General features: G+C 61.8%; 24 protein-coding genes and 1 pseudogene. 10 read left to right on the top strand and 15 right to left on the bottom strand.

Translation table 11 applies throughout. From position 1 onward, the window contains the following. Nucleotides 1-23 precede the first annotated feature (23 nt). The gene (locus J3P88_RS05880) at nucleotides 24-1,013 is read left to right on the top strand and encodes an asparaginase (RefSeq protein ID WP_434574414.1); all 990 of its coding nucleotides are present in this window, start codon (nucleotides 24-26) and stop codon (nucleotides 1,011-1,013) included. Nucleotides 1,014-1,226: 213 nt separating this feature from the next. On the opposite strand, the gene zapE is transcribed toward J3P88_RS05880, so the two are convergent. From zapE to J3P88_RS05865, 3 genes are all read right to left on the bottom strand, one after another. Next, a complete protein-coding gene (zapE, locus tag J3P88_RS05875; RefSeq protein ID WP_186705116.1) occupies nucleotides 1,227-2,321 on the bottom strand; it encodes a cell division protein ZapE in 1,095 nt (364 codons plus the stop codon). 101 nt (nucleotides 2,322-2,422) lie between these two features. Then, nucleotides 2,423-3,778 carry a tryptophan--tRNA ligase gene (locus J3P88_RS05870; RefSeq protein WP_434574413.1) on the bottom strand — a complete coding sequence of 452 codons (1,356 nt, stop codon included), beginning with the start codon at nucleotides 3,776-3,778 and terminating at the stop codon, nucleotides 2,423-2,425. A gap of 24 nt (nucleotides 3,779-3,802) precedes the next feature. Next, nucleotides 3,803-4,432, bottom strand: coding sequence for an alpha/beta hydrolase (locus tag J3P88_RS05865; protein WP_434576359.1), 630 nt, complete (start codon nucleotides 4,430-4,432; stop codon nucleotides 3,803-3,805). A 148-nt stretch (nucleotides 4,433-4,580) separates the two neighbouring features. Between J3P88_RS05865 and J3P88_RS05860 the strand changes: the two genes are divergently transcribed. Then, complete coding sequence (locus J3P88_RS05860) at nucleotides 4,581-5,018, top strand: YhcB family protein (RefSeq protein ID WP_434574412.1); 438 nt, start codon at nucleotides 4,581-4,583, stop codon at nucleotides 5,016-5,018. A 244-nt stretch (nucleotides 5,019-5,262) separates the two neighbouring features. On the opposite strand, the gene J3P88_RS05855 is transcribed toward J3P88_RS05860, so the two are convergent. The 8 genes from J3P88_RS05855 to J3P88_RS05820 all read right to left on the bottom strand — a co-directional run bounded on the left by J3P88_RS05855 (nucleotide 5,263) and on the right by J3P88_RS05820 (nucleotide 15,031). After that, the gene (locus J3P88_RS05855; protein ID WP_434574411.1) at nucleotides 5,263-6,648 is read right to left on the bottom strand and encodes an aspartate aminotransferase family protein; all 1,386 of its coding nucleotides are present in this window, start codon (nucleotides 6,646-6,648) and stop codon (nucleotides 5,263-5,265) included. Then, nucleotides 6,645-8,132 carry an NAD-dependent succinate-semialdehyde dehydrogenase gene (locus tag J3P88_RS05850; RefSeq protein ID WP_434574410.1) on the bottom strand — a complete coding sequence of 496 codons (1,488 nt, stop codon included), beginning with the start codon at nucleotides 8,130-8,132 and terminating at the stop codon, nucleotides 6,645-6,647. Before J3P88_RS05850 ends, J3P88_RS05855 begins: the two co-directional genes overlap by 4 nt. 130 nt (nucleotides 8,133-8,262) lie before the next feature. Further along, nucleotides 8,263-8,742 (bottom strand): Lrp/AsnC family transcriptional regulator, encoded by a 480-nt coding sequence (locus J3P88_RS05845; protein ID WP_434574409.1) that lies wholly within the window; start codon nucleotides 8,740-8,742, stop codon nucleotides 8,263-8,265. 309 nt (nucleotides 8,743-9,051) lie between these two features. Continuing rightward, nucleotides 9,052-10,053, bottom strand: a complete 1,002-nt coding sequence (gene doeB / locus J3P88_RS05840; RefSeq protein ID WP_434574408.1) for a N(2)-acetyl-L-2,4-diaminobutanoate deacetylase DoeB — start codon at nucleotides 10,051-10,053, stop codon at nucleotides 9,052-9,054. A gap of 3 nt (nucleotides 10,054-10,056) precedes the next feature. Then, on the bottom strand, nucleotides 10,057-11,247 hold the full coding sequence (gene doeA / locus J3P88_RS05835) for an ectoine hydrolase DoeA (RefSeq protein WP_434574407.1): 1,191 nt from the start codon (nucleotides 11,245-11,247) through the stop codon (nucleotides 10,057-10,059). 39 nt (nucleotides 11,248-11,286) lie between these two features. Beyond that, on the bottom strand, nucleotides 11,287-12,279 hold the full coding sequence (locus J3P88_RS05830; RefSeq protein WP_434574406.1) for a cyclodeaminase: 993 nt from the start codon (nucleotides 12,277-12,279) through the stop codon (nucleotides 11,287-11,289). Nucleotides 12,280-12,301: 22 nt separating this feature from the next. Beyond that, nucleotides 12,302-13,273 carry a hydroxyectoine utilization dehydratase EutB gene (gene eutB, locus J3P88_RS05825; RefSeq protein WP_186729570.1) on the bottom strand — a complete coding sequence of 324 codons (972 nt, stop codon included), beginning with the start codon at nucleotides 13,271-13,273 and terminating at the stop codon, nucleotides 12,302-12,304. Nucleotides 13,274-13,636: 363 nt separating this feature from the next. Beyond that, a complete protein-coding gene (locus J3P88_RS05820) occupies nucleotides 13,637-15,031 on the bottom strand; it encodes a PLP-dependent aminotransferase family protein (protein ID WP_434574405.1) in 1,395 nt (464 codons plus the stop codon). A gap of 290 nt (nucleotides 15,032-15,321) precedes the next feature. Here J3P88_RS05820 and ehuB point away from each other — a divergent pair, with 290 nt between their 5' ends. From ehuB to ehuA, 4 genes are all read left to right on the top strand, one after another. Continuing rightward, nucleotides 15,322-16,179, top strand: a complete 858-nt coding sequence (ehuB, locus tag J3P88_RS05815) for an ectoine/hydroxyectoine ABC transporter substrate-binding protein EhuB (protein ID WP_434574404.1) — start codon at nucleotides 15,322-15,324, stop codon at nucleotides 16,177-16,179. Nucleotides 16,180-16,252: 73 nt separating this feature from the next. Further along, nucleotides 16,253-16,912 (top strand): ectoine/hydroxyectoine ABC transporter permease subunit EhuC, encoded by a 660-nt coding sequence (gene ehuC, locus J3P88_RS05810; RefSeq protein WP_434574403.1) that lies wholly within the window; start codon nucleotides 16,253-16,255, stop codon nucleotides 16,910-16,912. Then, nucleotides 16,909-17,565, top strand: a complete 657-nt coding sequence (gene ehuD, locus J3P88_RS05805; protein ID WP_250965161.1) for an ectoine/hydroxyectoine ABC transporter permease subunit EhuD — start codon at nucleotides 16,909-16,911, stop codon at nucleotides 17,563-17,565. The genes ehuC and ehuD overlap by 4 nt, the downstream gene beginning before the upstream one ends. Continuing rightward, on the top strand, nucleotides 17,565-18,434 hold the full coding sequence (gene ehuA / locus J3P88_RS05800) for an ectoine/hydroxyectoine ABC transporter ATP-binding protein EhuA (RefSeq protein ID WP_408003292.1): 870 nt from the start codon (nucleotides 17,565-17,567) through the stop codon (nucleotides 18,432-18,434). Before ehuD ends, ehuA begins: the two co-directional genes overlap by 1 nt. A 248-nt stretch (nucleotides 18,435-18,682) precedes the next feature. On the opposite strand, the gene J3P88_RS05795 is transcribed toward ehuA, so the two are convergent. Next, nucleotides 18,683-19,417 (bottom strand): OmpA family protein, encoded by a 735-nt coding sequence (locus tag J3P88_RS05795; protein ID WP_434574402.1) that lies wholly within the window; start codon nucleotides 19,415-19,417, stop codon nucleotides 18,683-18,685. Between the two features lie 153 nt (nucleotides 19,418-19,570). Next, a complete protein-coding gene (locus J3P88_RS05790; protein WP_434574401.1) occupies nucleotides 19,571-20,746 on the bottom strand; it encodes an aspartate aminotransferase family protein in 1,176 nt (391 codons plus the stop codon). 98 nt (nucleotides 20,747-20,844) lie between these two features. On the opposite strand from J3P88_RS05790, the gene J3P88_RS05785 reads away from it, so the two are divergent. From J3P88_RS05785 to J3P88_RS05770, 4 genes are all read left to right on the top strand, one after another. Next, entirely contained in the window at nucleotides 20,845-21,747 is a 903-nt protein-coding gene (locus J3P88_RS05785; protein WP_434574400.1) for a LysR family transcriptional regulator, read from the top strand. A gap of 244 nt (nucleotides 21,748-21,991) precedes the next feature. After that, a complete protein-coding gene (locus J3P88_RS05780; protein WP_250965157.1) occupies nucleotides 21,992-23,005 on the top strand; it encodes a sensor domain-containing diguanylate cyclase in 1,014 nt (337 codons plus the stop codon). Nucleotides 23,006-23,084: 79 nt separating this feature from the next. Continuing rightward, a complete protein-coding gene (locus tag J3P88_RS05775) occupies nucleotides 23,085-23,828 on the top strand; it encodes a DUF72 domain-containing protein (RefSeq protein WP_434574399.1) in 744 nt (247 codons plus the stop codon). Nucleotides 23,829-23,949: 121 nt separating this feature from the next. Continuing rightward, a complete protein-coding gene (locus tag J3P88_RS05770) occupies nucleotides 23,950-24,654 on the top strand; it encodes a hypothetical protein (RefSeq protein WP_411385587.1) in 705 nt (234 codons plus the stop codon). 191 nt (nucleotides 24,655-24,845) lie between these two features. On the opposite strand, the pseudogene J3P88_RS05765 reads toward J3P88_RS05770, so the two are convergent. Continuing rightward, nucleotides 24,846-25,075 (bottom strand): annotated as a pseudogene (locus J3P88_RS05765) (helix-turn-helix domain-containing protein). 314 nt (nucleotides 25,076-25,389) lie between these two features. Further along, complete coding sequence (gene cyoE, locus J3P88_RS05760; protein ID WP_003178131.1) at nucleotides 25,390-26,277, bottom strand: heme o synthase; 888 nt, start codon at nucleotides 26,275-26,277, stop codon at nucleotides 25,390-25,392. Between the last annotated feature and the right edge of the window lie 3 nt (nucleotides 26,278-26,280).

Raw genomic sequence — 26,280 nt, 5'->3', positions numbered from 1 at the left:
TATTAAAAAGCGAGGTGATCCACATGGACTTGCCCAAACTGGCCATCGCGTCACTCGGCGGCACCGTAAGCATGCAGGCCCGGGCTGCAGGAGAAGGAGTGGTCCCGACCATCAGTGGCGCAACCCTGCTGGCTTCGGTGCCGGAACTGAAGAAGCTGGCACGCATTACTGTTGAAACACTGGGGATGTTGCCCAGCGCTTCATTGGATTTCGAGTTTTTATTGAGCGTTCTCTGCTGGGCGAACGATCAGATCGAGCAAGGTGCGGTGGGTATTGTCATCACACAAGGTACGGATACGTTGGAAGAAACTGCGGTTTTTTTCGACCTGCTGTGGGACCACGACGAACCATTGGTTCTGACGGGAGCAATGCGCTCGGCAACCCAGGCAGGCGCCGATGGGCCGGGAAATCTGTTGGACGCCTGCCGGGTTGGCCTGGCCAGGAGCAGCCGGCAGCGTGGCGTCCAAGTGGTCATGAACGGGCAGATTCATTCGGCGCAGGCTGTTCGCAAAACCGATGCGATGGCAATGCAGGCTTTTTCGTCGCCCATTGTGGGCCCAAACGGTCTGTTATTGGAAAGCAGCGTTCACTACTCTCATCCCACGCTGCGACGCAACGTTTTGCCGTTACCGAAGCAAACGACACAGAAAGTTGCCTTGCTACAAGCGTCACTGTCTGCCGACACCCAGTTGTTGGAAAACATTGTCACGCTGGGCTACGACGGGTTAGTGATCGCTGGTTTCGGTGCAGGACATCTTTCTGAAAGCTGGACAGCGTTGGTTGATCTCATTGCCAAAAGAATCCCGGTCATTATTGCAACTCGCTGCGGCTCAGGATCCACGGCTCGTTCAACTTACGGGTTCAAGGGTGGCGAGATGGATTTGATTCGCAGAGGCGCATCGATGGCTGGCTTTTTCTGCCCACGCAAAGCCAGGATTCTCCTGTGGCTGCTGATTGGCTGCCAGCGACAGGATGATTTGGCTCGTTATCTGAAAGAGGACATCCGGTTTTAGTAGCTTTGAGAATTTACCGATTCATTGCGGCGTTAGCTCGGAGGCTGGCACCGATCCACTGTGGGAGCGAGCTTGCTCGCGATGGCGGTGGTTCAGCAGCATGGACGTTGGCTGGCAGGACGCTATCGCGAGCAAGCTCCCACAGGGTCCGGTGGGGAATCAATAAATAAAAAGGCCTGCAATCGCAGGCCTTTTTTTGGTGTTCCGAATTTTCTAAGGCTTATGCGCCCGCGCCAGGAATTCGTGGGACTGCATCTCCAGCAAGCGACTCAGGGTCCGCTGGAATTCGAAGGTCAGGCGACCGCCGGTGTAGAGGTCCTTGAGTTCGACTTCAGCCGAAATGATCAGCTTCACGTTACGGTCGTAGAACTCGTCGACCATGTTGATGAAGCGACGGGCGATGTCGTCGGTGGTGACGCTCATCTGCTCGACGCCGCTGAGCAACACAGCGTGGAAGATCTTGCCCAGTTCGATGTAATCGTTCTGGCTGCGTGGGCCATCGCACAGTTCGCGGAAGTCGAACCAGGCGACGTCGTCGCAGGTGCGAATGGCGCGGATCTTGCGATTTTCGATGATCAGCTCGTCGTTTTCGACCGCTTGGGTGCATTCCGGTGTCAGGGCGCGGAAGCTCTTGCGCAGGCTTTCTTCGGCGGCCGCATCCAACGGGAAGTGGAACAGCTCCGCTTGTTCGAGGTGGCGCAGGCGGTAGTCGACGCCGCTGTCGACGTTGACGATTTCGGTGTGTTCCTTGATCAGCGCGATGGCCGGCAGGAAACGCGCTCGTTGCAGACCGTCCTTGTACAGGCCGTCCGGCACGATGTTCGAGGTGGCGACCAGGGTCACGCCGTTCTTGAACAGCTCTTCCATCAAGGTGCCGAGGATCATCGCGTCGGTGATGTCGGAAACGAAGAACTCATCGAAGCAGATCACCCGGGTCTCGTCGGAAAAACGCTTGGCGATGATGGTCAGCGGGTTCTTTTCGCCACCCAGGGTCTTCATTTCCTCGTGCACGCGCTTCATGAAGCGGTGGAAGTGCGTGCGTGTCTTTTCCTTGAACGGCAGCGCTTCGAAGAAGGTATCCACCAGGTAGGTCTTGCCACGGCCAACGCCGCCCCAGAAGTACAGGCCCTTGACGGGCGCCTGGTCTTTTTTGCCGAACAGTTTGCCCAACAGGCCCGGCTTGTTGTTCGAGGCCGCGACCAGGTCGTCGTACAGGCGCTGCAAATGCCGCACCGCCGTTTCCTGGGCTGCGTCGTGGAAGAACTCCGGGCGTTTCAGATCAGCTTGATATCGTTCTAGGGGCGTCATATTCGTTAGCAAGGCAACAAAAACGGGCCGTCACTGTAGCGATGGCCCAGAAGAATGGCAATCGGCCCTTATTCGGGCCGATGGTCGGGTGACGTGCCGGATCAGTCCTGGGCAGGCGTCAGGGCAATGCGCAAGGCATCAATGGCCGCGTCCCGGGCGGCACTGTCGGTGAACGCTGCGCTATTCGCCACGCATTCGCCTTCGAGCCAGACGCTGAAACTCAGCTCGTCGCTGCGTACGTCCAGGGGTTGGCCGGCCTGCAATTGCTTGGTCACCTGCCCTGCGGTCTTGCCGTCGGCAAAATTGTTCGAGAGCAACAGTTGCTCACCCTCGGCGGAAAGCAGGCGGAAACGGAAACTGCCGTCCTCCTCGCGGAAGCTGACGAAACGTGCCGCCTTGGCCGCTTTCTTTTTGGTCTGGGTGGCCACCTGGACCTGGCTGACGAAGGACCGCAAGCCAACGGCCTCGCGCAGTTCATTGAGGAACGGCGTTGCCACGGCCCGGGCCTTGCTCGCGCCCAGTTGCAGGATGTCTTCGAGGTCCGATGGACGTTCGATGAACTGGTGATAACGCTCGCGGGCCTCACCCAGCTCGCTGTCGAGCAACTGGAACAGGCGGTTCTTCGCTTCGCCCCAACCCAGGCCCTGCAACAGTTCGCTGCGGAACTCGGCGGACTGCTCGGCAGTGGCGAAAGCCTGGAACAGGGTGAACAGGTGCGAATTGTCCGGGTCCTTGGCTTCGCCCGGGGCGCGGGAGTCGGTGACGATTCGCGAGATCGCGTCCTTCATGTCCTTGGCGCTGCTGAACAACGGAATGGTGTTGTCGTAGCTCTTGGACATCTTGCGGCCATCGAGGCCCGGCAATGTGGCGACGCTTTCTTCGATCAGCGCCTCGGGCATGGTGAAGAATTCCTTGCCCTGGCCGAACAGATGATTGAAGCGCTGGCCGATGTCCCGGGCCATCTCCACGTGCTGGATCTGGTCGCGACCGACCGGCACCTTGTGGGCGTTGAACATCAGGATGTCGGCGGCCATGAGGATCGGGTAGCTGTAGAGGCCCATGGTGACGCCGGCGTCCGGGTCTTCGCCGGCCTCGACGTTCTTGTCCACCGAGGCCTTGTAGGCGTGGGCGCGGTTGAGCAGGCCCTTGGCGGCGACGCAGGTCAGCAGCCAGGTCAGCTCCGGGATCTCGGGAATGTCGGACTGGCGATAGAACGTCACGCGGTCCACGTCCAGGCCGCCGGCCAGCCAGGTAGCGGCGATTTCCAGGCGCGAACGCTGGATACGCAGCGGGTCATCGCACTTGATCAGGGCGTGGTAGTCGGCCAGGAAGTAGAACGAATCGGCGTTGCTGTCGCGGCTGGCGAGGATCGCCGGACGGATGGCGCCGGCATAGTTGCCCAGGTGTGGGGTGCCGGTGGTGGTGATGCCGGTCAGGATACGGGTACGCGTCGTCATGGGTTATCGCTTGTCAGACTGCTGTCAATTCGAGAGGCGCGGCAGGATCAGATCCTTGAGATCAGTCAGCTTGCCATGAAAAAAGTGTCCGCATTCTGCCACTTTCAGCAGCTCATGGGGACGTTGGAGCGTGTCGGACCATGCGTAAACCAGCTGCGGATCGACCACTTCGTCGGTTTCCGGCTGGATCACGGTCAATTCGCCACCGGTCGGCAAAGGCGACTGCTCATCCAGGCGCATCACCGCCGGGGCCACCATGAACAAGTGCTTGACCGGTTGTCCCTGGGCTTCCAGGCGCCCGCCCAGGCTGGCGGCGACGAATCCGCCGAAGGAAAAGCCGAACAGGGTCAGGGGCAATTGCGGGTATTTTTCCCGCAGCCAGTGGGCGACCGCCTGGGCGTCGTCCACTTCACCAGTGCCCATGTCAAAAGTGCCGGCACTGGCGCCCACGCCACGATAATTGAAACGCAACGTAACCAGCCCGGCGTCCCGGGCGGTGCGTTGCAGGGTCGAGACCACTTTGTTGAGCATGGTCCCGCCCTGCACCGGGTTCGGGTGGCAGATCAGCGCCAGGCCACGGGGGGCCTCGTTGTCCAGGTACAAGGCTTCCAGTTGGCCCACGGGGCCATCGATGACTACAGGGGTTTCGCGCATAAGCAAGGGAAAGAACTCCGTGACCCCGAATGGGGTCGACTCGTCTAGCTAAAAGTCTGTGCCTGGCATGATTGCGATGTTCTTCGCGGTATACAGCGCAGGTCCGAGCCGTTAACGTAAAGCAAAGCCGTTTATAGAGGAAGGACTCGTGGAACACTCGCTCTTAGTTTGGTTGTTGCCGACTCTTGCCCTGGTTGCCGGTGTCGCCATTGGATTCCTGCTTGCCCGCCTGCTGCCCAACGCGGTGCCCAACAGCACCCAACGTCAGCTGGACGACATCCAGGAACGTTTCGACAGTTATCAGAATGAAGTGGTCACCCACTTCAACAGCACCGCCTCTCTGGTGAAAAAACTCACCCAGAGCTACCAGGAAGTCCAGGATCATTTGTCCGAGGGTGCCAATCGCCTGGCCCTGGACGAGCAGACTCGCCAGCGCCTGCTGGCTGCCCTGCAAGCCGATACGGCACAGACGCCACGGGAACGCCTGACCCCACCCAAAGGGATCCAGGAACCGCCACGGGACTACGCGCCAAAGGCCCCGAATTCGCCCGGCATGCTCGATGAGCATTACGGTTTGAAGAAGTAATTTCCAAGCGACACCCAAAAGCCCGCCCGATCCCATGATCAGGCGGGCTTTTATTGGTTCCAATTCCCTATTTCAATTTGATCTCCCGTGGCGAGGGAGCTTGCTCCCGCTGGGCTGCGGAGCAGCCCTATAGCAGCGAACTCGATTTTCCTGGCACACCGAGTTGCCTGGTTTTGGGGCCGCTTCGCGGCCCAGCGGGAGCAAGCTCCCTCGCCACAGGGATCGGTGTACTGAGGCATCTCAGTTAAGCCAACACCTCTTCTGCCACCTGGTCGATAGCCCCTTTGGTGATGTCGACGATCAGGTCCGCATCCTCCCGGGTCAGGATCAGCGGTGGGGCGAAGCCCAGGATGTCGCCGTGGGGCATGGCGCGGGCGATCATGCCGCGCTCCAGGCAGGCAGCCGAGACCTTCGGGCCGACTTTGAGTGCCGGGTCGAACGCCGTGCGCTGTTCGCGGTCGGCCATGAACTCCACGGCGGCCAGCATGCCGTCGCCGCGAACCTCCCCCACCAGCGGATGACCTTCCAGCGTTTCACGCAACCGACAGTTCAAGTAGCCGCCAACATCCTCGGCATTGGCCGTGAGGTTTTCCCGTTCGAGGATGTCGAGGTTGGCCAACGCCGCCGCTGCGCAGATCGGATGCCCGGAATAGGTCCAGCCATGGCCCATGGCGCCTTCGGCCTGGGAGGCCTTTTCAATCACGCTCCAGACCTTTTCGCCGATGATCACCGCCGACAATGGCGCATAGGCGCTGGTCAGCCCCTTGGCGGTGGTGATCAGGTCCGGCTTCATGCCGTAGCGCTGGCTACCCATCTTCGACCCCAGGCGACCAAACGCGCAGACCACCTCGTCGGCAATCAACAGCACGTCGTACTTCTTCAACACGGCCTGGATCGCATCCCAGTAACCGGCGGGCGGGACAATGATGCCGCCAGTGCCCATCAGCGGTTCACCGATGAACGCCGCCACGGTGTCCGGGCCTTCGGCAAGAATCATTTTCTCCAGCTCATCGGCGCAATAGCGCACGAATGCCGCTTCGTCCATGCCCACCGGGGCCTTGCGATACCAGTGCGGGCACACGGTGTGCTTGACCCCTTCCACCGGCAGGTCGAAATGCTGGTGGAAGGTCGCCAGCCCCGTCAGGCTGCCGGTCATGATGCCCGAACCATGGTAGCCACGGTCCCGCGAGATGATCTTTTTCTTCAGCGGCCGGCCCAGCACGTTGTTGTAGTAGCGCACCAACTTGACTTGGGTCTCGTTGGCATCGGAGCCGGACAATCCGTAGTAAACCTTCTTCATCCCTTCCGGCGCCCAGTCCATGATGCGACGGGACAGTTCGATGATCGCCTCGCTCGAGTGGCCGACGTAGGTGTGGTAGTAGGCCAGTTCCTTGGCCTGCTTATAGATGGCGTCAGCCACCTCCGTGCGGCCGTAGCCGATGTTCACGCAGTAGAGCCCGGCAAAGGCGTCGATGAACTCACGGCCCTCATGGTCGCGAATGCGAACGCCCGACGCGCTCTTGATGATCCGGCCCTTGAGCGCGCCGCTGGCGTGGTCATGGGCGTGGGTCGAGGGGTGCATGAAATGCGCACGGTCTTGTTCGAACAGCGTGTTGAATTCTTGGCTCATGCGGACTCTCCTGGGAACTGGCCTTGATGGTGCAGGCAAAAATATTTGGTTTCGACAAAGGGCTCGAAGCCCTCGCTGCCACCCTCACGACCAAGGCCGGAGGCTTTCATGCCACCGAAGGGGATCGGGTGGCCGGTGAACTTGACGCCGTTGACCGCGACCATGGCGTGGTCGAGACGGCGAATCAGCGGATAGATGACGTCCAGGCGGTTCGAACAAATATAGGCCGCCAGTCCGTATTCGGTGTCGTTGGCCATTTCGATGGCTTCGTCCAGGGTGTCGAACGGCATCACCCCGGCAATGGGCGCGAAGTTTTCTTCACGGTAGATGCGCATCTGCGGCGTGACATCGGCCAGCACAGTCGGTTGATAGAACAACCCGCCCAAGGCGTGGGCCTCGCCCCCCACCAGGCGCTGAGCGCCTAGCGCCAGGGCATCGGCGACACGATCAGCGGTCGCATCGAACGCCGCCTGGTGCATCAACGGCCCGACATCCACGTCCTGTTCCTGTTGACCGACCATGGCCGGCCCGACGCGCAAGGCACGCACCGCTGCGGCGAAACGACTGAGGAACGCTGGGTACACCGGGCGTTGCACCATGATTCGGTTGGCCGCGCAGCAATCCTGGCCCGAGGTCTGGAACTTCGCTTCCACAGCGACTTTCACCGCCAGCGTCAGGTCGGCATCGGCGCAGACAATGAACGGCGCGTTGCCGCCCAGTTCCAGCGCGACTTTCTTCACGTCATGGGCCGCCGCTTGCAGCACCAGCTTGCCGACCCGGGTCGAGCCAGTGAAACTCACCGAGCGTACACGACGGTCCTTGACCAGGGTTTCCATGGCCATTTGCGGCTCGCCCAAGACTACGTTGAAGACCCCGGCGGGAAAGCCCGCTTCCTCGGCCAATTGCGCCAGGGCCAACGCTGAGTACGGCGTTTCGTGGGCGGGCTTGATCACCACCGTGCAGCCGGCAGCCAGGGCCGCGGCGGCCTTGCGGGTAATCATCGCCGAAGGGAAATTCCACGGCGTGAGCAGCGCGCAGACGCCCACCGGCTCCTTGATGGTGCCCAGGTGCGCATTCGGGATATGGCTGGGGATGTTCTGGCCGTAAAGGCGCCGGGCTTCCTCGGCGAACCAAGGGATGAAGCTGGCGGCATAGACGATTTCGCCACGGGACTCGGCCAACGGTTTGCCCTGCTCCAGGCTGAGGATGTGTGCGAGGTCATCGCTGTGTTCGGTGATCAACGCTGCCCAGCGCCGCAGGATCGCGCCGCGCGTCTCCAGGCTCTGCTCGCGCCACGCCGGGAAGGCGCGATGCGCCGCGTCCACCGCCGCGACGATCTGTGGCTGATCGAGCATCGGCACATGGCCGATAACCGTGCGGGTGGCAGGGTTGTGCACCGCGATGCTTTGGCCACTGTCGCTGTGGACCCAATGGCCATCGATGTAGCAAAGCGCTTTGAACAGCAGCGGATGTTGGTAAGGCATGACGTTCACTCCAGAGCGTGTGCGTGAATCCATGCTAGGGCAGCGGCGCTTGGGCTTTCGGGTGTTTGCGCGTGGTCAGACCTTGGCTTTTTTCTGGAAACGACCTGCTGGACAGTGTTTTCTGCGGTGCTCAGGAAGAGGACGCCAACTCCGCCGGCAAGGCACCGGCAGTCTTGATGGTCTTGGTGACGATGTAGGTGAAGTAGCGTTCGATGCCGAGGTCTTCGAGCAGCAGTTGATCGACGAAACGCTGGTAGGCATCAACGTCCGGTGCCTGGATCATCGCCAGGTAATCCACACCGCCACCGGTGGCGTAACAGAATGCCACTTCCGGCGCGGCGATCATGCGTTGCTCGAAACGACGCATATCCTGGGCGGTGTGCCGGGCCAGAGTGATCTCCACCAGCACCTGCTGGCGCTTGAACACCGCGCCCCAATCGATCTGCGCCCGGTAACCGATGATCAAGCCCGCCGCTTCCAGCTTGCGCACCCGCTCCCAGGCCGGCGTCACCGACAGGTTGATGGCCTCGGCCAGGCTCGACTTGGTGATGCGCCCATCCTCGGCGAGGATCTGCAGGATCTTGAGGTCGTAGCGATCGAGTTTGTGCATGGGGCCGGGCTCCGGGTGGTTAAAAACTCAGACTCAACGCAGGCCTTTGTGGGAGCGGGCTTGCTCGCGAAGAGGCCATCAAACTCAACATATCCATTGCATGTCACACCGCGTTCGCGAGCAAGCCCGCTCCCACATTTATCTGTGGCGAATCACCAACCTGCAATCACCGTAAATCCCTGTGGGAGCGAGCCTGCTCGCGATGAGGCCATTACATTCAGCACCTCTATCATCTGTTATACCGCCATCGCGAGCAGGCTCGCTCCCACAGTTTTTATATGTACACAGGAAATTTGTGGCTGGCTGCTATCAAGCCAACACATCCGCAATCACTACCAACGTATCGCCACACTGCACCAACCCGGGAAAGTGCCGGGCCACCAGCAGGCCGCTGCGGGCGGCGCGGTATTCGACCGGGGCGACGCCGCTGCGGGTGGTGTCATGGATACGCGCCACCACCTCACCCTGGATGACGTTTTCACCAAGATCACGGCACATTTCCAGCAAGCCGTTGTGCTCGCTGGCGATGAAACAACTGGCGTCCGGCATGTCGAGCACCAGCGACGGCTGCAGCTCGATCGTGCCCCGCAGGATGCCGGCGTGGATCAGCAGGTTGCGCACCCCGCGCTCGGCAATCGCCACGCTGCGGGCGGTTGATGAACCGCCGCCGCCCAGTTCGGTAGTGACAAACACCTTGCCCTGGGATTCGGCCGCCGTGTCGTACATCGCCCCGGCGTCCAGCTCCAACATGCGCATGCAATACGGCGCGTTGAACGCCAGCATTCCGGCCTCGCAGCGGGCCTGTTGCTGTTTGTCCGGCAAGACGTGGCAGGCGGCGAACGGCAGGAAATCCAGGGTCCGACCACCGGAGTGAATGTCCAGGACAATGTCCGCCAACGGCAACAACGTGCGATTGAAATAGTCGGCGATTTTCTCGGTGACGGTGCCGTCCGGCCGGCCGGGAAAACTGCGGTTCAGGTTGCCCTTGTCGATGGGTGAAGTGCGGCGCCCGGCATGGAACGCCGGGGTATTCATGAACGGCACGATGATCACTCGCCCGCTGACGTCCTCGGCGGTCAACTGCTGGGCCAGTTTGCTCAAGGCCACCGGGCCTTCGTATTCATCACCGTGGTTGCCACCGCTGAGCAGCGCCGTCGGGCCGCTACCGCGCTGGATCACGGTGATGGGGATCATCACCGCGCCCCAGGCCGAATCGTCCCGCGAATACGGCAGTTTGAGAAAGCCGTGCTGCACGCCCTCGCGGCTGAAGTCGATCGTGGCGCTGATGGGATTGTTGGGCAAGTCGGGCATGGCTCAATCCTTCACAAACAATTGACGAGGCACGTTGCACAGCGTCTCGACGCCGGTCTCGGTGATCAAAATGCTCTCGGTGATTTCCAGGCCCCAATCGTCCATCCACAGCCCCGGCATGAAGTGGAAGGTCATGCCCGGTTGCAACACGCTGTTGTCGCCAGGGCGCAGGCTCATGGTGCGCTCGCCCCAATCCGGCGGATAACTGATGCCGATGGGGTAGCCGCAACGGCTGTCCTTGTGGATGCCGAACTTCTCCAGCACCTTGAAAAACGCCACGGCAATGTCGCCGGTGGTGTTGCCCGGCTTGGCCGCGTCCAGGCCGGCGGCGATGCCCTCGACCACGGCTTTTTCGCCGTCGAGGAAATGTCGGGGCGGCTTGCCCAGGTAAATCGTCCGCGACAGCGGGCAGTGGTAACGCTTGTAGCAACCGGCGATTTCAAAGAACGTGCCGGCGCCTTGTTCGAACGGCGAATCGTCCCAGGTCAGGTGCGGCGCGCTGGCATCGGCCCCGGTGGGCAACAGCGGCACGATGGCCGGGTAGTCGCCGCCATGGCCATCGGCACCGAGGATGCCGCTGCTGTAGATCTCGGCCACCAGTTCGTTCTTGCGCATGCCCGGTTCGATGCGTTCGAGGATCCGGCTGTGCATGTTCTCGACGATGCGCGCGGCGATGCGCATGTAGGCGATTTCCTGGGGCGACTTCACGGCCCGCTGCCAGTTCACCAGGCCCACCGCGTCTACCAGCGTCGCCTCGGGCAAGTGCTTTTGCAGCGACAGGTACGCGGCGGCGCTGAAGTAATAGTTGTCCATCTCCACGCCAATGCTCAGCGCGCCCCAGCCACGGGCGATGATCACCTCCCGGGACAGGTAGTCCATGGGATGGCGCTCGCGGGACTGCACGTAGATGTCCGGGTAGCCGACGATGTTGTCGGCCTGCATGAACACCGTGCGCTTGGCACCGTTGGCATCCTGGCCGCGACCGAACCACACGGGCTCGCCCTCCAGCGCCAGCAGCACGCACTGGTGCACATAGAACGACCAACCGTCATAGCCGGTGAGCCAAGCCATGTTCGACGGATCGGTGACCAGCAGCAGCTCCAGGCCCTGGGCCTGCATGGCCGCGCGAACCTTCGCCAGGCGCTGGGCGTATTCCTCCCGTTTAAACGGAAGATTGACGACGATCTCTGACATCCACCTGCCCTCTGTTCAATAACTCATGAAGAAAATGATCTAGCGACCGAACGCAAAGCCCTTGCCCGCCGCCCTCGCCCGCTCGAACGCCAGGTTGGCGATGGCGGTGTCCTGGGCGCCGGTGCCGGTCAGGTCGCAAAGCGTCACTTGCGCCGCATCGGAGCGCCCCTGCCGTTGCCCTGCCAATACTCGTCCCAACTCCAGAAGCGCCAGGTCATCGTGTACGGTGCCGGCCGCCAGGGCGTGGTGCAGTTCGCCGAGTACGCGGGTCTGGCTCAGGCGATCGGCGACATAGCAATCGATGGCCGCCAGGGCTTGCGGGGAAATTTCGTTCTTGTGCTCCGCGTCCGACCCCATCGCCGTGATGTGCAAGCCAGGGTGCAAATGGCGGGCTTCGATCAGCGGCTCGCGACTGGGGGTGCAGGTGATGGCGATGTCCACGCCTTCCAGGGCATCGTCGATGGAAACGCATGGCGTGACGGCAAGCCCGGTGTCACGCGTCAGTTCCTGACTGAACGCCTTGGCCTTTTGCGCATCGCGCGCCCAGACCCGCACCTCGTCGATGGGCCGCACCAGGCGCAGTGCCTGAAGCTGCAACGCCGCCTGCTCGCCGGCACCGATCAGCGCGACGCTGCGGCTTTCCTCGCGAGACAGGCAACGCGCCGCCACTGCCCCGGCCGCTGCGGTGCGCACGGCGGTGAGGTAACCGTTGTCCAGCAACAACGCTTCCAGCAAGCCGGTGCGCGCCGAGAGCAGCATCATCATGCCGTTGAGGCTGGGCAGGCCGAGCTTGGGGTTATCGAAAAAACCCGGGCTGACCTTGATGGCGAAGCGTTCCAGGCCCGGCAGGTAAGCGGTCTTCACATCCACTTCGCCGTTGTGCTCGGGAATGTCCAATCGCAGGATCGGCGGCATCGCCACGGCGGCGGTGGCCAGGAGCACGAAGGCCTGCTCGACAGCGTCGATGCTGGCCAGGTCGAGGGCCACGCAACTGCGCAGGTCGGCTTCGCTCAATAGGGTGACGTCACTCATGACAGGGCTCCGTTAACGGTTATCAGGCATTGGCACCAGCGATCACGCGGGCATGTTGTTCGATGTCGACGTTGCGCCCGCTGACCACCAGGACGATGGGGCCGCGCGGCTCGACCAGGCCGTCGAGCAGCGCCGCGATGCCCACCACGGCGGCGCCTTCGAGCACCAGGCGTTCGTGGTGATAGGCGTGGCGGATGGCATTGGCGATGGAGGCTTCCGAGAGCAGATGCAGGTCATCACGCAGTTGCCGGGTCATGGCGAAGGTGTAGCGGTTGTCCAGGCCGATGCCGCCCCCGAGGGAGTCGGCCAGGGTCGGCAACTCTTCGATGTCCACCGGTTGTCCGGCGGCGAGGCTGGCGTGCATCGCCGCACCACGGGCCATGCTGATGCCGTGGACCTGGATCGCGGGGTTGGCACCTTTGAGGGCCAGGGCAACCCCGGCGAACAGGCCGCCGCCGGATAACGGCACCAGGACCTGGGCCACGTCCGGCTGCTGTTCGAGGATCTCCAGGCCGAGGGTGCCCTGGCCGGCGATGATCGCTGGGTGATCGAAGGGCGGTAAAAACGTTGCCCCCTGCTCTCGGGCGATGCGCTCGGCTTCGCGCTGGGCATCGTCCTGGGACTGGCCGACGATGCACACCTCGGCGCCCAAATCGCGAATCGCCTGCACCTTGTTGGCCGGTACCAGGTTCGACAGGCAGACAATCGCCCGGACGCCCTGCTGCGAGGCCGCGTGGGCGAGCGCCCGGCCATGATTACCGGTCGACGCGGTGACCACGCCCTGGGCCTTCTGCTCGGAACTGAGTTGCGCGACGGCATTGCTCGCCCCGCGCAGCTTGAAGCTGCCGGTGATTTGCAGGGCTTCCAGCTTGAGGTATACGGGCACGCCGATCCGTCGCGACAGGCTCGGGGAATGCTCCATGGGCGTGCGCCTGACCTGCGACTCAATGCGCTGGCGGGCGAGGTAAATGTCCTGAAGCTGCAACCCTGTCATGACTGCGTCCCGAGCAGATGTGTTGGGCGCAGTCTAAGAGGGCTGGATTGTGGTGATGAATGTACTAGGGCAATTTAAATCGATTACTTGCCCCCGCCACAAATCCCCTGTGGGAGCGAGCTTGCTCGCGATGAGGCCCTCACAGTTAACCTCCCTGCTGGCTGTCACACCGCCTTCGCGAGCAAGCTCGCTCCCACATTTTTGGGGGGGCAAACACAAATCCAGCGACCGCCGCAAATCCCCTGTGGGAGCGGGCTTGCTCGCGAAGGCGGCGGCACATCCAGCATTGATGTGACGGGCAGACCGCTTTCGCGAGCAAGCCCGCTCCCACAAAAAGGGATGAGTCGCTCACACATTCGGCGTTTAGAAATCATGAATCTGCGGATACTGGTTGAAGATCTCGCGCATGCCGATCAGCGCATGGCGCATTTCTTCATCGCTGCATTCGGCGCCGACACACACTCGCACCGCGCGCGGCCGGGGAGTGCCGCGTACGGTGAACGGGTCGGGGGAAGTGACGGCGATGTGCTTGTGGCGCAGCGCCCGCACCAGGCTGTCCACTTCCCAGTGGGGCGGGATGCCGATCCAGGCGTTCAAGGCATGGGGATGCTGGGCCAATACATGTTCGCCCATGTACTCGCTGACCATCGCCTGGCGTCCGGCCAACAGGCGCCTTTGCAGATGCAGCAACGAATCGGCGCGCCCGTCGCGGATCCAGCGTGCGGCGATCTCCGAGACCATCGGCGTGGCCATCCAGCTGTTCACCCGCAAAATGCTCTCGGTGCGCAGTGCCAGGCGCTTGGGCACCACCAGGTAACCGATGCGCAACCCCGTGAGCACCGACTTGGTCATGCTCGTGCAGTAGAACGACAACTCCGGCAGATAGTGACTGATGGGCGGCGCGCGGCGTTCGTCCAGCAGCGGACCGTATACATCATCCTCGATAATGTGCACACCGAAGCGCCGGGCGATCTCGGCGATTTCCCGGCGCCGGGCGTCGGGCATCAGGCTGGTGGTGGGGTTGTTCAGGTTCGGTGTGCACACCAGCGCCGTGATGCGCTCGTTGCTGCACATGTCTTCGAAATGTTCGGGATCGATGCCATGGCGATCCATCTCCAGGCCCTTGAGGGTGAAGCCCAACACCTGGGAATTGCCGATCACGCCGTGGTCGGTCAAGCCTTCGCAGAGCACCACATCGTCGGGGCCCGCCAGGGAAGCGAGCGCCAGGAAGATCCCATGGGCCGCGCCGTTGGTGATCAGCACATCGTTACGGTCGACTTTCAGCCCTTGCCGGCCAATCCACTGCGCCGCCGCTTCGCGATGGGACTCGAAACCGGCGATGGGCCGAAACGCGTGAATCCACGGCTGGTCCTCTTCAGTGCTCAGCGCCGCGCAGGTATCCCGCCAGGCCTGGTCGTGCTCGCGAGTGTGGAGGATGCGAGTGATGGAAAAATCCACCAGCGCCCGCTCGGGGCTGTCGAGTATGTAGGTGGCGACCCGGTCGCTCATGCGCCGCGAAACAAAACTGCCGCGCCCTACTTCGCAACGGACCAGCCCTTGGCGTTCAAGCTCCTTGTAAGCATTGGTGACGGTCTGCACGCTGATGCCCATGGCGTCGGCCACCTGCCGCTGCGGCGGCAGGCGCTGGTCGTTGGCCAAGGCGCCCTGTTCGATATCGTCGGCGATGGCCTGCACCAGGATCTTGTATTTGGATTCACCGCTGCGGGCGAGGTCCAAGGCTGATTTCCACTTATCCATAACGGCTGCAACCGGCGTGAGAACGGGGGCGCACAGCATTGCGCGGCCATGGCGGCAAAGCAATTGTCCTAGTGCAATACAATCCGCGTCGGGGCTTTTGTATGCTCGGTCCAAGGTCGTCCTCCAGGCGGGTTCATTGCCCCGATAAAAAGCCGGATCGACCTGTACCGGCGCCGTTACCGCTTCCAGGCCCCGCCCGGATCCGCCGCTGTACGCTTTGCTCTTGTCACACTGCCTCCTAACACAGAACCGTCCGCTGACGGATCCACAAGAAACAGGAGATTTTATCGATGAGCAATTTTCTTCCCAGCACTTTCACACCCTTGCGCCGACTCTTGTTGACTTGTGCCGCACTGGGCCTGGCCGGCAGCGTTCAAGCGGCCACCTTGGATACCGTCAAAAGCAACAGCAGCATCCGGATCGGCTACGCCAACGAAACCCCATTCGCCTTCACCGAAACCGACGGCACCGTCACCGGTGAGTCGCCGGAGATCGCCAAGATCATTTTCGCCAGGATGGGCATCAAGCAGGTCAATGGCGTGCTCACCGAATGGGGCTCGCTAATCCCTGGCCTGCGCGCAGGTCGCTTCGATGTGATTGCCGCCGGCATGTACATCACCCCGGCGCGCTGCAAGCAAGTGTTGTTCACCGATCCGCAGTATCAATTGCCCGACGCCTTGCTCGTGGCCAAGGGCAACCCGAAAAAACTCCACAGCTATGAAGACATCGCCAAGCAACCGGACGTGAAGCTGGCCATCATGGCCGGCACGGTGAACCTGGCCTATGCCCGCGACTCCGGGGTCAAGGACGATCAGATCCTCCAGGTCCCCGACACCACCGCGCAGTTGCAAGCCGTGCGCGCCGGTCGCGCCGACGCGGCCGTCGGCACCCAACTGACCATGAAGGGCCTGGCCAGCAAGGGTGGCGATAAAGTAGAGGCGATGACCGAATTCAAGGACGACCCGTCCCACATCGGCTACGGCGCGCTGGCCTTCCGACCCGAGGACAAAGACCTGCGCGACGCGGTCAATGCCGAGCTGAAGAAGTGGCTGGGTTCGGAGGAACACCTCAAGGCCGTCGCGCCATTCGGTTTCGACAAATCCAACGTCACCAGCAAGACCGTGGCCGAGCTTTGCGCTCAGCCCTAATGGCACGCCGAAACGGGCATGACGCGCAGAGCGTGATGCCTGTTCCCTGCTTCATCGGATATCGGGTTGAACCATGGGCGAATTACTTCCGTTATTGATTCAAGGGGCCTGGGTTACGCTCCAGGTAACGTTCTTCGGCTCGCTGCTGGCAATTGTCGCGGCGGTCCTCGCGGCCCTCGGACGGCTGTCGCCGTGGCGCGCGTTGCGCTGGTTTTCCATCACCTACATCGAAGTGTTTCGTGGCACTTCGTTGCTGGTGCAATTGTTCTGGCTGTTCTTCGTGCTGCCACTGCCGCCCTTCAACATCGAACTGAGCCCTTACGCCGTGGCGATCGTCGGTCTGGGCCTGCACATCGGCGCCTACGGGGCCGAAGTGATGCGCGGCGCCATCAGCTCGGTCGCCAAGGGCCAATACGAAGCCTGCACGGCGTTGAATTTCAGCGGCTTCACCCGCTTCAAGCGAATCATCTTGCCCCAGGCGTTGCTGGCGGCGATTCCACCGGGCACCAACTTGTTGATCGAGTTGCTGAAGAACACCTCGCTGGTGTCGCTGATCACCTTGTCCGACCTGAGCTTCCGGGCGCGCCAGTTGGATCAGGCGACGTTCCAGACCCTGGAGGTCTTCAGCTTGGCGCTGGTGCTGTACTTCATTCTCGCCCAAGCCATCAACTTCGGCATGCGCAACGTCGAGCGACGGCTGAGCCGGGGCCGGATGCGTGGAGGTCTGTCATGACGCTGTTCGACTGGTCCTACGCCGCACTGATCCTCCCGGACCTGCTGCGCGCCTCCCTCAACACCGTGGGCATTACCCTGATCGGTTTCCTGATCGCGATTGTGCTGGGGCTGTTCCTGGCGATTGGCCGGCGCAGTCGCAAGTTCTGGCTGTCGTGGCCGGCCACGGCGGTGATCGAGTTCATCCGCAGCACGCCGCTGCTGATCCAGGTGTATTTCCTCTACTACGTGCTGCCCAACTACGGCTTGAGCCTGACGGCCATGCAAGTCGGCATCCTCGGCATCGGCCTGCACTATGCCTGCTACATCGCCGAGGTCTATCGCAGTGGCCTCGACGCGGTGCCACGGGCGCAGTGGGAAGCGGTGACGGCGTTGAACATCGCGCCGTACGACGCCTACCGCAACATCATCCTGCCCCAGGCGCTGCGACCGATCGTGCCGCCCCTGGGCAACTACCTGGTGGCGATGCTCAAGGACACGCCGGTGCTGTCGGCGATCACCGTGGTGGAAATCATGCAGCAGGCCAAGAACATCGGTTCCGAGCATTTCCGTTACCTGGAACCCATCACCCTGGTCGGCCTGTTCTTCCTCGCCCTGAGCCTCGCCTTGGCTTATCTGGTACGGCGCCTTGAAACGCGCATGGAGCTACGCTAATGACTTTACCCCTGTCCACGCCCACCGATTTGTCCCGGCGCAGCACGCTGGCGTCACAGCAGGAGGCCCCGGCCATGCAAATTCCGACACCGTCCCGGCCGATTGTGAGTTTCCAGGACGTGACCAAAAGCTATGGCAGCTTCACGGTACTCGACCATCTGAACCTGGATGTCGCGCCCGGTGAAAAAGTCGCGATCATCGGCCCCAGCGGCTCGGGCAAGTCCACGCTGCTGCGGGTGTTGATGACCCTGGAAGGCATCGACCAGGGCCAGATCCGCGTCGAGGACGACTCGCTGACCCACATGCCCAACCGCAACGGCGTACTGGTGCCGGCCAACGACCGGCACATCCGCCGGGTGCGCGGCAAGATCGGCATGGTGTTCCAGAGCTTCAACCTGTTCCCCCACATGACCGCGCTGCAGAACGTGATCGAGGCGCCGGTGCAGGTGCTGGGCATGAACCCGAAGGAAGCCCGGGAGCGCGCCGCCGACCTGCTGGAGCTGGTGGGGCTGGGCAACAAGCTCGACCATTACCCGTCGCAACTGTCCGGTGGCCAGCAACAGCGGGTGGCGATTGCCCGGGCGCTGGCGATGCGGCCCAAGGTGATGTTGTTTGACGAGGTGACTTCGGCGCTGGATCCGGAGTTGTGCGGCGAGGTGCTGAATGTGATTCGCAAGCTGGGGGCCGAACACAACCTGACGATGCTGATGGTGACCCACCAGATGGGGTTTGCGCGGGAGTTCGCTGATCGGGTCTGTTTTTTCTACAAGGGCCAGATTCATGAGCAGGGCACACCGGCGCAGATTTTCGAGAATCCGCAGCAGGAGCGTACGTGTGCGTTCTTGAGTGCGGTGAAAGAGGCTAACTAACCCCTAACCCATCACTCAAGTGAACACCTTTGTGGCGAGGGAGCTTGCTCCCGCTGGACCGGTCCGACGCTTCGGGCGCAGCAGGCCCCAAATCAGCGAACGCGGTGTGTCGGGAGAATCTAGGCGAATGCTCTCAGGACTGCTTCGCAGCCCAGCGGGAGCAAGCTCCCTCGCCACAAAAGCCCAAACGCCAGCCGCAAAAAAGGGGGACCCATTTCCGAGTCCCCCTTTCATTTACCGCCCAGCGATCAAGGGTACTGCTGGTAAGTCTGGCCCTGCTGCTGCGGCGCCTGGTACTGCTGCCCAGGAATCGCCTTGAGATTGACCTCGACCCGACGGTTCTGCGCGCGGCCATTGACGTCGCCGTTGCTCGCCACCGGGTTGTCCGGGCCGGCGCCACGGGCCGACAGGTTGGCACCGCTCACGCCCTGGGACGTCAGGTAGGTCGCCACGCTCTGGGCGCGTCGCTGGGACAGGTCCATGTTGTGCTGGCGGCTGCCGGTGCTGTCGGTGTAACCGACGATTTCGATCTGGTTCTGGTTGAACTCCTTGAGGGAGTTGGCCAGGTTGTTCAGCGGCTGGTAGAAGCTGGACGCGATGTTCGCCGAGTCGGTGGCGAAGGTGATGTTGCCCGGCATGATCAGCTTGATCTGGTCGCCCTGGCGCTGCACTTCAACACCGGTATTGGCCATGCTGGCGCGCAGTTTCTTTTCCTGCTGGTCGGCGTAGTAGCCGTAGCCGGCCGCGGAAGCCCCCACCACCGCCGCGCCGATCAAGGCGCCCTTGCCACGGTTATCGTGACCGATGGCCGCACCGGCCAACGCCCCCGCCAGTGCACCGAGGCCGCCGTACTTGGCGGTTTTGCTCATGCCCGACGATTCGGTAGAGGCCTGGCCCTGGTTGTCATAGGGGTTGGGCGACGCACAGCCGGACAACAAGGCCACAGCAGTAGCGACAACGATCAAGCGACGCGAGGTGAACATGAAGATGCTCCTGGGATTTTCAGTCTGGTTGCCAAAGTGTAGGCAATCGACTCTGGCAGGCGTTGGAACGCGACAACCGTTAAAAATTCCGTCCCGCTGCGTTGCGCTTCGCCCGGCTGCCGGATAAGAATCCGTCGTCCGGGCGAAGTATCCTCAACCTTGCGCCAGACAGCGGCTCACGCCCCTGACAATCATCTCCACTTCGCGCCCATCGATCGTCAGCGGCGGCAGCAGGCGAATGGTCTGGCCCCGGGTGACATTGATCAGCAGGCCGTGGTCCTGGGCAGCACGAAGGGTCAGGTCGCGGACCGGTTGCTTGAGTTCGATGCCGATCATCAAGCCTTGGCCGCGAATCGCCAATACGTTCGGGTTGTCCGCCAGTTCGGCCCGCAGCCGACCCAGCAATTGTTCGCCCTGCTGCCTGGCGTTAGCCACCAGGGCTTGTTCCTCGATGATGTCCAGCACCGTGCAGCCGACCCGACAAGCCAATGGATTGCCACCGAACGTGCTGCCATGACTGCCCGGGGTAAACAGCTCGGCGGCTTTGCCCCGCGCCAGGCAGGCACCGATGGGCACGCCGTTGCCCAGGCCTTTGGCCAGGGTCATGACGTCCGGCACGATGCCCTCGTGCTGGAACGCAAACCATTGGCCGGTACGACCGATGCCGGTCTGGATCTCGTCGAGCATCAGCAGCCAGGCGCGCCGGCTGCACAGCTGCCGCAAGGCCTTGAGGTAACCCGGCGGGGCGAGTTGCACGCCGCTTTCGCCCTGGATCGGCTCCACCAGCACCGCGACGATGCGCTCGGCGTGAACCTGCTGGATTTGTTCCAGCGCCGCGAGATCGCCGAACGGCACCTTGATGAAGTCCCCCGGCAAGCGGTTGTAGCCCAGCCGCACGGACGGACCGTCACTGGCGGACATAGTGCCCAAGGTGCGCCCATGGAACGCGTTGTCCATGACCACCACCAACGGCTGCTCGATGCCCTTGTGCCAGCCATAGAGGCGCGCCAGTTTCAGCGCGGTTTCGTTGGCCTCGGCGCCCGAGTTGTTGAAAAACGCTCGCTCCAGGCCGGACAGCCGGGTGAGTTTTTGCGCCAGGCGCTGCTGCCAGTCGATGCTGTACAGGTTGGACGTGTGTAACAGCAGGCCGGCCTGCTCGCTAATGGCGGCAACCAGCCGCGGATGGGAGTGGCCGACATTGGTCACCGCCACGCCCGCCACCGCATCGAGGTATTCGCGGCCGTCCTGGTCCCACAGGCGCGTCCCCAAGCCATGGGTGAAATTCAACGCCAGGGGTTGGTAAGTGGTCATCAGGCAGGCAGCGGTCATGGCATCAAACTCCATCGGGTGGTTTTTTCCAGTATGGTTAGCCACCCTCAATGGATAAACATCGCTTTACTTCAATCATTTAAAAGCTGAGCTTGATAATGGACCTGTTCCAGGCAATGACCGTTTACGTGAAAGTCGTGGAAGCCGGCAGCCTGACGGCGGCGGCCCAGGCCTGCGAGATGTCCACCACCATGGTGGGTAATCACCTTCGCGCATTGGAGCAGCGCCTCGGCGTGCGCCTGATCAATCGTACGACGCGGCGCCAGCGCCTGACCGAGTTCGGCGCGACCTACTATCAACGCTGCCTGGAAGTCATCGGGCTGGTCGCCGACTCCGAGCGCCTGGCGGAGCAGACCCAGGGCGACCCCACCGGCACCTTGCGCATCACCGCGCCGCTGACCTTCGGCACGGAGCTCCTGGCGCCAGCCCTGGCCGAATTCAGCCAGCGCTACCCACAGGTCAAGCTCGACGTGGTCTTGACCAACCAGCGACTCGACCTGCTCGACCACGGTTTCGACGTCGCCGTCCGCCTGGGTCCAGTCGATCCCAAGCTGATCGCCCGCCCCCTGGTGGACTACACCTTGACCATCTGCGCGTCCCCGGCTTATCTGGCACGGCGAGGCACGCCACGACAACCCGATGACCTGCAACAGCACGACTGCCTGTCGTTTGCCTATTCTGCCGCTGACGAATGGCGCTTCGCCCAGGACCTCTGGCCTATCAACGGGCCAGAAGGCGAAATCAAGGTGCCGGTGACCGGGCCGATGCTGATCAACAGCTCCTCGGGCCTGCACCGCGCCGCGTTGGCCGGCATGGGTGTGGTGATGCTGCCCGACGCGCTGGTGGCAAAGGATCTACAGGAAGGGGATCTGGTGGCGCTGCTGCAGGATTATCAACTGCCCCATCGGCCGATGAGCCTGATGTACGCCCAGGATCGCTACCGTTTGCCGAAGCTGCGCAGTTTTGTCGAGTTTGCGCTGGAGAAATGGGGCAAACCCTGATGGGCGTGCTCGATAAGTGTTGGATAAATCCCGTGGCGAGGGAGCTCGCTCCCGCTGGGGCGCGAAGCAGCCCTGCTTTGGGGCTGCTTCGCCCGAAGCGTCGGACCGGCCCAGCGGGAGCAAGCTCTCTCGCCACAGTTCAGGCGTTCACCCGAAGCGCTGCCCGCTAGTGACGCCGAGCCCCATCGGCTACTCTTCTCCCCTGAAGAGCATTTTGATATCAGGGCTGATTGAGGGAACAACGATGGACGACGCCTCGAAGATCGATTTGCTGCGGTTCGATTTGTCCGATCTGGACGAAAGCGTGCTGCACACCATCATGGAGCTGGTCAGCGACGGCATCTGGGACTGGAACGCCAATACCGGGTTCGTCTATCGCAACCCCGGCTGGTACACCATGCTCGGCTATACGCCCCATTCCCTGAGCAATACCGTGCTGACCTGGGAAAGCGTGATCCATCCAGAGGATTATCCCCAGGTGATGGCCCTGTTCGACGATTACCTGGAACAACGGTCGCCGAAATACCAAGCCGAATACCGCTGCCGGGCCCATGACGGCTCCTATATCTGGATCGAAGACCGCGGTTACGTGATTGCTCGCAACCCCGACGGCAGCGTCGCTCGAATGATCGGTGCCCATCGCAGCATCGACGACAAGAAACGCCTGTTCGAGCAACTCGAACGGCGTAACAAATCCCTGGAAGCGATCATCGAAGAGCGCACTCGCGAGTTGTCTCGAGTCAACCATCAACTGCAGATCCAACTCGACGAAAACCGCAGGCTCGCCGAAACCGACGCCTTGACCCTGGTCGCCAACCGCTATCGCCTGGAGCAGGCGCTGCCACTGGCCTGTGAGCGTGCCCAGCGCTTTCGCGAACCGTTGTCGCTGATCGCCATGGACGTCGACGACTTCAAGGACATCAATGACCGCTACGGCCACGCCTTTGGAGACGCAGCGCTGGTGCAGGTGGTGCAGGCGGTCAAACGCTGCGAGCGCGACGGTGACCTGTTGGTGCGCTGGGGCGGCGATGAATTCATCATGATCTTGCCAAACACGTCGTTGGCCGATGCGGTCCTGATGGCTGAAACCATTCGCCGAGGCCTGTCCGACCTGCTCCCGGTGGGCGACTTCCCGATCACCATGAGCTTTGGTGTGGTGCAGCGGCTCGACGACGAGACGCAAGAGGTACTGATGGATCGGGCGGACCAGGCGCTGTATCGCTCCAAGATGGCCGGCAAAAACGTGATCTGCAACTGAAGCCGCAATTGCCAGGAATGAATCCATGAGGCGTTTGTCGCGGTCATAGCTTTATCCCCCCCGCGATAGGTCTCCCACGTTGCCGACTCGACTCCCCTGCTCTCCTAACCTTTTCCTGGGCTGTGCCGGCTGGTCGTTGCCCAGGGCACATTGGCCGGCGTTTCCCGATGAAGGCAGCCATTTGCAGCGCTACAGCGCACGCTTCCCGGCGGTGGAGATCAATAGTTCGTTCTATCGCCCACATCGTCCCGCCACTTACGCCAAGTGGGCGGACAGCGTGGGGCCGGACTTTCGCTTCTCGGTCAAGGTGCCAAAGCAGATCACTCACGATCGACGACTGCACGATTGCGAGGGGCTTGTGGATGAGTTCCTTGGGCAGTGTTCACAGTTGGGCGAAAAACTGGGTTGCCTGTTGATCCAATTGCCGCCATCACTGGCCTTCGACAACAGCCAAGCCGAGCGCTTCTTCGAGGCTTTGCGGGATCGGTATCAGGGCCCCGCGGTTCTCGAGCCCCGACACCCGAGCTGGCTCGCGCCGCAGGCCATGGCGATGCTGGAGAACGAGCGGATCGGTCGTGTTGCTGCCGATCCGTCCCCCTTATCGGGGGGCGATCTACCGGCAGGCTGGCCTGGCATTCGTTATTACCGTTTGCATGGCTCGCCGCGAATCTACTATTCCCCTTATGAGGAGACTTGGCTGAAGCAGCTCGCGCAACAGTTGAAGAGCGCTGCGGATACGCCGACCTGGTGCATCTTCGACAACACCGCCAGCGGCGCCGCAACGCCGGACGCATTGCGGCTGATGGAACTGATGCGCGAATGAAATACGTACCGGCCACCGCTCCGACCGTGACAACACCGCCCGCGTCCAATAGATTAGGCGGCCGGAAAAAAGCTCAATGCCTTTCTCGCCACATCCCGCTAACAGAAGTAGTGAAATTTCAATGTCCGATTCCAACACCGCTGAATCCGTAGTCACCCTGTCGTCCAAAGCGGAATACGAAAACTCCATCAATCTTTCACAGCATCTGCCCCAGGCCAAGACCATCAGCGAAATGGTCCTCGATGCGTTCCAGTCGAACCGCGAAAGCGACCAGATCCGCGAACTGCGCAACGCCATTCGCCAGGCCCACGATGCGTTCGATGACGACAAGGCCTACGAGTTGATGGGTCAGCTCAAGCAGCTCAAGGACGCTGAGGCTGCGGATTTTGCAGCCTTGGAAGACCTGGGCAGCCGCTTCCCGATCAGCCGCATTCTTTCCAGCTACAAAGACGACCCGTCGTTCCAGGAGCTGGTCTACGGCCTGGCCCTGAAAGTGCTGAACCAGACTCACCAGGCCATCAGCAACCCGAGCGGCAGCAAGGGCAAGGCCTCGCGGCCCAAGAAGGAAGCCGAAGTGTTTGTTATCAGCAAGGACGGCATCAGCGTCACCCTGCCCCTGCGCACGCCGCGCTCCAAGCCGAACGTGGACCGCGAAGCCTTCGAGTTCCTGGGTTTCAACTTCGTCGGCGAAGGCGACGAAGCCGAGCTGGAAAGCGAAACCTTCCTGGACAACGACGGCACTGAACAACCGGTCACCCGCAAAAGCATCGTCACCGCGCTGCAACAGCAGAAAGCGTTCGACGGCTACAGCATCGCCCAGCAATAAGCCCAGGTTGAGTTTCCCCTGTGGGAGCGGGCTTGCTCGCGAATGCGTCCGGTCAGCCAACTTCAACTTAACTGACCCACCGCTTTCGCGAGCAAGCCCGCTCCCACAGGAACATCGTCAGCGGAAATAACGCCCAAGAAAAAGCCCCGCACTTCTCTCGAAGGCGGGGATTTTTCGTAGCTTTCGGCGATTCAAACAGCACCAAGCCGCTCGACCATATCCGGAAACTTCTCGACCAATTTGATCAACAAAGCCGCCTGGGCATTAGGCTTGGACTTTTCCTGCTCCCAGTTTCCAAGGGTGCCCGGGCTGGTCCTGATGCTCTTGGCGAAGACGGCTTAAGCGTGATCTTGCCCTCGCGGTGAGCGGCCATCTCCTCGACGCCTTGCATCATCTCGGCAAACAGATCGCGCTTTTTCATAAGGTACTTCGTACTTTCAACTCAGCTTCTATGGCGCGCCGGATATTTTCTCTCGATCGGAGATCGGCTCCCCCAACTCTCCCTTAGCGAACATCCTGCGCGGACCAGCATTCATAAAGCAATAATGGATACGCAGCAATCCTTGTGGGAGCGGGCTTGCTCGCGAAGGCGCCGTGTCAGTCAACATCAGCTCCACTGACCCACCGCTTTCGCGAGCAAGCCCGCTCCCACAGGAACTTCGTCAGCCGAAATAACACCCAAGAAAAAGCCCCGCGCTTCTCTCGAAGGCGGGGCTTTTTTTGCAGCTCTGGCGCTTAAGGCGCGTAAGTCAGCAACAACTCACTCGGCACCTTGAAATCCAGGGACATCATGACGCTCAGGGCGGTGATGGTGAAGATCGAGAACACGAACAGCTTGCGTGCCCAGACCGTATCGTCCACCGCCTTGTAGCCGGTCCAGGCCATGTACAGCCAGTACATGCCCATGGCAGCGGCGACGGCGAGGTAGCTCATGCCGGCGTAGCCGCTGAAGGTCAGCATCAAGGTCGCCACCAGGAAGGCCAGGATGTAGAGCAGGATGTGCTTCTTGGCCACGCGGATGCCGCGCTTGACCGGCAACACCGGAATCGAGGCTGCCAGGTAGTCGTTGAAGCGGAAGATCGCGATGGCGTAGGAATGCGGCATCTGCCACAAGCTGAACATCACCAGCAGCGTCAGCGCCGCCATGTCGAAACTGTTGCTGACCGCGACATAGCCGATCACCGGCGGCATCGCCCCCGACAGGCTGCCCACCAGCGTGCCGTGGACCGACTTGCGCTTGAGGTACAGGCTGTAGAGGCCGACGTAGATGACAAAACCGATCACCGCGAACAACGCCGCCAGCGGATTGGCCACCCAGTACAGCAGCGCCACGCCGGCCACGCCCAGCACCGTGGCGAAGGCCAGGGCCAGTTGCACCGGAATCAGGCCTTGGACCAGCGCCCGGTTCTTGGTGCGCTCCATCTTGATGTCGATGTCGCGGTCGATGCAGTTGTTGAACACGCAACCGGACGCCACCACCAGGGAAGTGCCGATCATCGCCGCCAGGAAGATGGCCAGATCGACATGCCCTTTCGAGGCCAGGAAGAACCCGCCCGCCACAGAAAGCACGTTACCGAAAATGATCCCCGGCTTGGTGATTTGGATAAAGTGCTTCAGTGACATCCG

The sequence above is a fragment of the Pseudomonas sp. Z3-6 genome (assembly GCF_051131985.1).
GTDB classification, from domain to species: domain Bacteria; phylum Pseudomonadota; class Gammaproteobacteria; order Pseudomonadales; family Pseudomonadaceae; genus Aquipseudomonas; species Aquipseudomonas zanjanensis.
Note: the sequence above shows the minus strand (reverse complement) of the source record. Positions and strands in the feature narration are given on the sequence as shown.

Bases quoted from the DNA above. Each gene is read 5' to 3' on its own strand.
- eutB (WP_186729570.1), bottom strand. From the start codon at position 13,273: ATGACAGGGTTGCAGCTTCAGGACATTTACCTCGCCCGCCAGCGCATT.
- ehuB (WP_434574404.1), top strand. From the start codon at position 15,322: ATGAGCAATTTTCTTCCCAGCACTTTCACACCCTTGCGCCGACTCTTG.
- J3P88_RS05780 (WP_250965157.1), top strand. From the start codon at position 21,992: ATGGACGACGCCTCGAAGATCGATTTGCTGCGGTTCGATTTGTCCGAT.
- J3P88_RS05870 (WP_434574413.1), bottom strand. From the start codon at position 3,778: ATGACGACGCGTACCCGTATCCTGACCGGCATCACCACCACCGGCACC.
- ehuC (WP_434574403.1), top strand. From the start codon at position 16,253: ATGGGCGAATTACTTCCGTTATTGATTCAAGGGGCCTGGGTTACGCTC.
- ehuD (WP_250965161.1), top strand. From the start codon at position 16,909: ATGACGCTGTTCGACTGGTCCTACGCCGCACTGATCCTCCCGGACCTG.
- J3P88_RS05850 (WP_434574410.1), bottom strand. From the start codon at position 8,132: ATGCCTTACCAACATCCGCTGCTGTTCAAAGCGCTTTGCTACATCGAT.
- J3P88_RS05790 (WP_434574401.1), bottom strand. From the start codon at position 20,746: ATGACCGCTGCCTGCCTGATGACCACTTACCAACCCCTGGCGTTGAAT.
- J3P88_RS05830 (WP_434574406.1), bottom strand. From the start codon at position 12,279: ATGAGTGACGTCACCCTATTGAGCGAAGCCGACCTGCGCAGTTGCGTG.
- J3P88_RS05820 (WP_434574405.1), bottom strand. From the start codon at position 15,031: ATGGATAAGTGGAAATCAGCCTTGGACCTCGCCCGCAGCGGTGAATCC.
- doeB (WP_434574408.1), bottom strand. From the start codon at position 10,053: ATGCCCGACTTGCCCAACAATCCCATCAGCGCCACGATCGACTTCAGC.
- doeA (WP_434574407.1), bottom strand. From the start codon at position 11,247: ATGTCAGAGATCGTCGTCAATCTTCCGTTTAAACGGGAGGAATACGCC.
- J3P88_RS05770 (WP_411385587.1), top strand. From the start codon at position 23,950: ATGTCCGATTCCAACACCGCTGAATCCGTAGTCACCCTGTCGTCCAAA.
- ehuA (WP_408003292.1), top strand. From the start codon at position 17,565: ATGACTTTACCCCTGTCCACGCCCACCGATTTGTCCCGGCGCAGCACG.
- J3P88_RS05865 (WP_434576359.1), bottom strand. From the start codon at position 4,432: ATGCGCGAAACCCCTGTAGTCATCGATGGCCCCGTGGGCCAACTGGAA.
- cyoE (WP_003178131.1), bottom strand. From the start codon at position 26,277: ATGTCACTGAAGCACTTTATCCAAATCACCAAGCCGGGGATCATTTTC.
- J3P88_RS05795 (WP_434574402.1), bottom strand. From the start codon at position 19,417: ATGTTCACCTCGCGTCGCTTGATCGTTGTCGCTACTGCTGTGGCCTTG.
- J3P88_RS05855 (WP_434574411.1), bottom strand. From the start codon at position 6,648: ATGAGCCAAGAATTCAACACGCTGTTCGAACAAGACCGTGCGCATTTC.
- J3P88_RS05845 (WP_434574409.1), bottom strand. From the start codon at position 8,742: ATGCACAAACTCGATCGCTACGACCTCAAGATCCTGCAGATCCTCGCC.
- J3P88_RS05785 (WP_434574400.1), top strand. From the start codon at position 20,845: ATGGACCTGTTCCAGGCAATGACCGTTTACGTGAAAGTCGTGGAAGCC.
- J3P88_RS05880 (WP_434574414.1), top strand. From the start codon at position 24: ATGGACTTGCCCAAACTGGCCATCGCGTCACTCGGCGGCACCGTAAGC.
- zapE (WP_186705116.1), bottom strand. From the start codon at position 2,321: ATGACGCCCCTAGAACGATATCAAGCTGATCTGAAACGCCCGGAGTTC.